This is a genomic window from Burkholderia sp. E168m23, from assembly GCF_016586125.1.
Lineage (GTDB): Bacteria > Pseudomonadota > Gammaproteobacteria > Burkholderiales > Burkholderiaceae > Burkholderia > Burkholderia orbicola.
The window spans coordinates 1-4,516 of the sequence record NZ_BCPP01000587.1 but is presented as its reverse complement, the minus strand read 5'-3'; the positions used below and the strand labels follow the sequence as shown (position 1 = coordinate 4,516).

Annotated in this window: 3 protein-coding genes and 1 pseudogene; 2 read left to right on the top strand and 2 right to left on the bottom strand. The window is 70.4% G+C overall.

Annotated elements, in window-relative coordinates; genetic code table 11:
• Positions 1–46: 46 nt before the first annotated feature.
• Positions 47–1,606 carry a nodulation protein NfeD gene (locus JMF90_RS25320; protein WP_011547200.1) on the bottom strand — a complete coding sequence of 520 codons (1,560 nt, stop codon included), beginning with the start codon at positions 1,604–1,606 and terminating at the stop codon, positions 47–49.
• A gap of 123 nt (positions 1,607–1,729) precedes the next feature.
• Positions 1,730–2,764 carry an AraC family transcriptional regulator gene (locus tag JMF90_RS25315; RefSeq protein WP_011547201.1) on the bottom strand — a complete coding sequence of 345 codons (1,035 nt, stop codon included), beginning with the start codon at positions 2,762–2,764 and terminating at the stop codon, positions 1,730–1,732.
• A gap of 137 nt (positions 2,765–2,901) precedes the next feature.
• Between JMF90_RS25315 and JMF90_RS25310 the strand changes: the two genes are divergently transcribed.
• Both JMF90_RS25310 and JMF90_RS25305 read left to right on the top strand, forming a co-directional pair.
• The gene (locus JMF90_RS25310; protein WP_011547202.1) at positions 2,902–4,035 is read left to right on the top strand and encodes an acyl-CoA dehydrogenase family protein; all 1,134 of its coding nucleotides are present in this window, start codon (positions 2,902–2,904) and stop codon (positions 4,033–4,035) included.
• Positions 4,036–4,233: 198 nt separating this feature from the next.
• A pseudogene (locus tag JMF90_RS25305) lies at positions 4,234–4,516 on the top strand (AMP-dependent synthetase); the annotation flags it as partial.

Sequence of the window (4,516 nt, the reverse complement as noted above, 5' to 3'; positions counted from 1 at the left end):
ACGACGAAGACGACGAGGACGCTGCTGAAGCCGAACGTGTAACCGATCATGAAGGTTCTCCCTGCGGATGGGCGGGGGCGGGCGCGTCGTAGAGCGGCGCAACCGTCAGCGTCAGCCCGTGGCGGCCGGTGACGCGCACGCGGCAGCCGGCGGCCAGCGGCGTGCTGCTCGCCACGCGCCAGCGCTCGCCGTGCACGCGCGCCCAGCCGGCGGCCGACGAGGGTGCACCGGCCGCGCCTGGCGGCTGGTCCGGCTGCAGGCCGTCGTCGAGCACTTCGCCGATGCTGCCGAGCATCGCCTCGGCGCCCGTCACGACCGGGCGCCGCCGCGCGCGCAGCGCGACGCTCGACACGCCCGCGACGAGCAGCGCGCCGCCGAGCGCGAGGCTCGCGATCACGGGCCACGGAATCCCGTAGCCGGGCACGTCGGTGTCGATCAGCATCAGCGCGCCGATCGTGAACGCGACGATGCCGCCGAACCCCAGCACGCCGAAGGTCGGCAGGAACGCCTCCGCGACGAGGCAGCCGAGCCCGAGCAATACGAGGCCGAGGCCCGCATAGCTGACCGGCAGCAACTGCATCGCGAACAGCCCGACCAGCAGGCAGATCGTGCCGGCGACGCCCGGCAGCACGAAACCGGGGTTCGCGAATTCGAAGAAGAGGCCGTAGATGCCGATCGTCAGCAGGATCAGCGCGACGTTCGGATCGGCGATGATCGCGAGGAAGCGGCTGCGCCAGTCGGGCGCGAGCACGACGAGCGGCGCGTGCGCGGTCGCCAGATGCAGCGTGCCGGCGGTCGTCGTCACCGCGCGGCCGTCGAGCTGGCGCGCGAGATCGGCCGGGTCCTGCGCGATCAGGTCGACCACATGCTGCGCGCGCGCCTCGTTCGCCGACAGGCTCACGGCCTCGCGCACCGCGCGCTCGGCCCATTCGGCGTTGCGTCCGCGCAATTGCGCGAGGCCGCGGATGTATGCGGACGCGTCCTGCATCGCCTTGCGGATCTCGGTCGATTGCGTGTCGGTCAGCAGCATGGCGGCCGCGTCCGACACGCCAGACGCACCGGACGCACCCGATGCGCCAGTCGGTCGCGGTGCACCGGGATTCGCGCCCGGCGGTGCGCCACCGCCGATGCCGAACTGCACGGGCGACGCCGCGCCGAGGTTGGTGCCGGGCGCCATCGCCGCGACGTGGCTCGCATAGACGATGTAGGTGCCCGCGCTCGCCGCCCGCGCGCCGCCCGGCGCGACGAACGCGGCGACCGGCACCGGCGAGCCGAGGATGGCCTTGATGATCTGCCGCATCGACGTATCGAGGCCGCCGGGCGTGTCGAGCTGCAGGATCGCGAGCGGCGCGTGCTCGCGGGCCGCACGGTCGAGCGAACGCACGATGAAATCGGCGCTGGCCGGCCCGATCGCGCCGTTGACGGGAATCACGACGACCGGGTGCGCGGCGGGCGCGTCGGCCGCTGGCGGCGCGGCAACCGCGGCGCACACGACGAGCAGCGCCGCGAACAGCGCGGCGCGCGCGACCCGCGCGGACAGCGGGTGACGGGGGCGGCCGTCGGGCGCGGCAGGCGCCGGCGGCGGGCCATGACGATGAAAGCGCATCGGGACGTCCGGGCGGCGCGCGGCCGCGTGCCGTCCGGCTGGCGGAAAGGGCGTGGGCCCGATGCTTGAAGATTAGGCGGTTTCGGCCGAAAGCGCGAAGGCGAGGCAGGACTGGCCGCGCATTCAGCCGGCGCCGCCGCCGCGCGCGAGCGCTTCTTCCCGAAACTCGGCCGGGCTGCGCCCGCTCCACTTGCGAAACGCGCGGTAGAACGCGCTCGGCTCCGCGAAACCGGTCGCGGCCGCGACGTCGGCGATCGTGCGGGCCGGGTCGGCCAGCGCCTCGAACGCGAGATCGCGCCTTAGCGTGTCCTTGATCGACTGGTACGCGTGGCCTTCCTGATGCAGCTTGCGGCGCAGCGTGGCTTCGGCCACGTGCAGCCGCGCGGCCATCCCGCCCGCGCCCGGCCACGCGGCGGGCGGCATTCCGCGCAGCACCGCGCGCACCCGCTGCGCGAGCGCGTTCGGGTTGCGGTACTTGACGATGAAGCTGGCCGGCGCGTTGCGCAGGAACGTTTTCAGCGTCTTCGCGTTCTGCACGACCGGCAGCGTCGCGAATTCGGGATCGAAATCGACATACGAATCGGGCTCGTTGAACCGCATGTCGTCGCAGAACATCGACGGGTATTCGTGGTCGGCCGGCGGCGTATCGCAGCGGAAGCTCGCGTGCAGCAGCGGTATGCGCCGGCCGATCAGCCAGCAGGTGAGCCCGTACACGATGATGAAATAGGTCGCGTACGTGAACATCGCGGGCGTCGCGCCGTTGTTGCGGTGCACGAAACGCAGCCGCACGCGCTGCGGGTTCGCGTCGAGCTCCGCGTGCAGGTCGTCGAGCACGCAGTGCATGAAGTTCACCGCGCGCGCCATCGCGTGCAGCCCGTCGCGTGCGGACAGCGCCGCCTGGCTCATCGCGATGAAGCTGCCGCTGCGCATCGGATGGCGATCCTGCCCGAAAAACTCGTCGTCGAGCGTGCGCGCGATCGCGTTCCACAGCGCGCCGTATTGCTGCGCGGACACGCGTGCGCGCGGCTGCGCGAGCAGCGCGGGCGCGATGCCGGCCTGCGCGAGCAGCGGCTCGGCCGCGACGCCGCGCCGCGTGGCCAGCGACACGCTGTGCGCGACGAGGCTGATCGCGACGGTTCCCTTGTCTTCCTGCTTCATCGGTGTCGCCGGTGTGGCAAAAACGCTCAGTGTAAATGAGCGACGCGAGCATCGAACAGTCGCGCGCGCTTGCCTACACTTGTTGCATCGAAACGCAAGGACGGTCGCGCCCGGCGGCCGCGGGAGACTGCAGCACCATGGACGAGCTTTACACCGAAGATCAGCGGATGATCCGCGACGCCGCGCGCGCTTTCGCCACCGAGATGCTGGCGCCGAACGCCGCGCAGTGGGACCACGACGCGCACCTGCCCGACGCGATCGTCGCGCAGCTCGGCGAGCTCGGCCTGCTCGGGATGATCGTGCCGCAGGAACTGGGCGGCTCGTATACGGATTACGTGGCGTATGCGCTGGCGATGGAGGAAGTCGCGGCCGGCGACGCCGCGTGCGCGACGATGATGAGCGTGCACAACTCGGTCGGCTGCGGGCCGATCCTCGGCTTCGGCACGCCCGCGCAGAAGGATCGCTGGCTGGCCGACATGGCGGCCGGCCGCGTGATCGGCGCATTCTGCCTGACCGAGCCGCATGCCGGTTCCGAGGCGAACAACCTGCGCACGCGGGCCGAACTGCGCGACGGCCAATGGGTGCTGAACGGCGCGAAGCAGTTCGTGACCAACGGCCAGCGCGCCGGTGTCGCGATCGTTTTTGCCATGACGGACCCGGAAGCCGGCAAGCGCGGCATTTCCGCGTTCCTGGTGCCGACCGACACGCCCGGCTTCATCGTCGGCAAGCCCGAGAAGAAGATGGGCATCCGCGCATCGGATACGTGCCCGATCACGTTCGAGAACTGCGCGATTCCGGAAGAGAACCTGCTCGGCAATCGCGGCGAAGGGTTGAAGATCGCGCTGTCGAACCTCGAAGGCGGGCGCATCGGCATCGCCGCGCAGGCGCTCGGCATCGCGCGCGCCGCGTTCGACAAGGCGCGCCGCTATGCGGGCGAGCGCGTGCAGTTCGGCAAGCCGATCGCCGAGCATCAGGCGATCCAGCAGAAGCTCGCCGACATGGCCGTGCAGATCAACGCCGCGCGCCTGCTCGTGCATCACGCGGCGAAGCTGCGCACGGCCGGGCTGCCGTGTCTGTCGGAAGCGTCGCAGGCGAAGCTGTTCGCGTCCGAGATGGCCGAGCGCGTGTGTTCGGATGCGATCCAGATCCACGGCGGCTACGGCTACCTGGTCGATTACGAAGTCGAGCGTCACTATCGCGACGCGCGCATCACGCAGATTTACGAAGGCACCAGCGAAGTGCAGCGGATGGTGATCGCGCGGCAGCTGTGAGCCGCGACGTGCGCCCATCCGGCATCACGCAGTCGAACAAACGGTCGAACAAGCAGGCACACGAGACAGGCACGAGGGCAGCGCGGCAAACGCGGCACGCAACGACGTGACCGTGCGCCGTGCAACACGGAACCGGGCAAGTGCCGCAGCACCTGCGCCGGTTGACCGCTGGGCATGGAGACTGGACGGAGACGACACATGACGGTACAGGCATTCCTGGACGCACGCGACTTCCTGCTGCGCCATCGCACCGACTACGACACCGCGTATCGCGATTTCGCATGGCCGGTGCTCGATGCGTTCAACTGGGCGCTCGACTACTTCGACCCGATGGCGCGCGGCAACGACCAGCCCGCGCTGTGGATCGTCGATGCGGCGACCGGCACGGGCGATCCGTATTCGTTCGCGCAGATGTCCGAGCGTTCGTCGCGGATCGCGAACTGGTTGCGTTCGATCGGCGTCGGGCGCGGCGACCGCATCC

Bases quoted from the DNA above. Each gene is read 5' to 3' on its own strand.
- JMF90_RS25320 (WP_011547200.1), bottom strand. From the start codon at position 1,606: ATGCGCTTTCATCGTCATGGCCCGCCGCCGGCGCCTGCCGCGCCCGAC.
- JMF90_RS25315 (WP_011547201.1), bottom strand. From the start codon at position 2,764: ATGAAGCAGGAAGACAAGGGAACCGTCGCGATCAGCCTCGTCGCGCAC.
- JMF90_RS25310 (WP_011547202.1), top strand. From the start codon at position 2,902: ATGGACGAGCTTTACACCGAAGATCAGCGGATGATCCGCGACGCCGCG.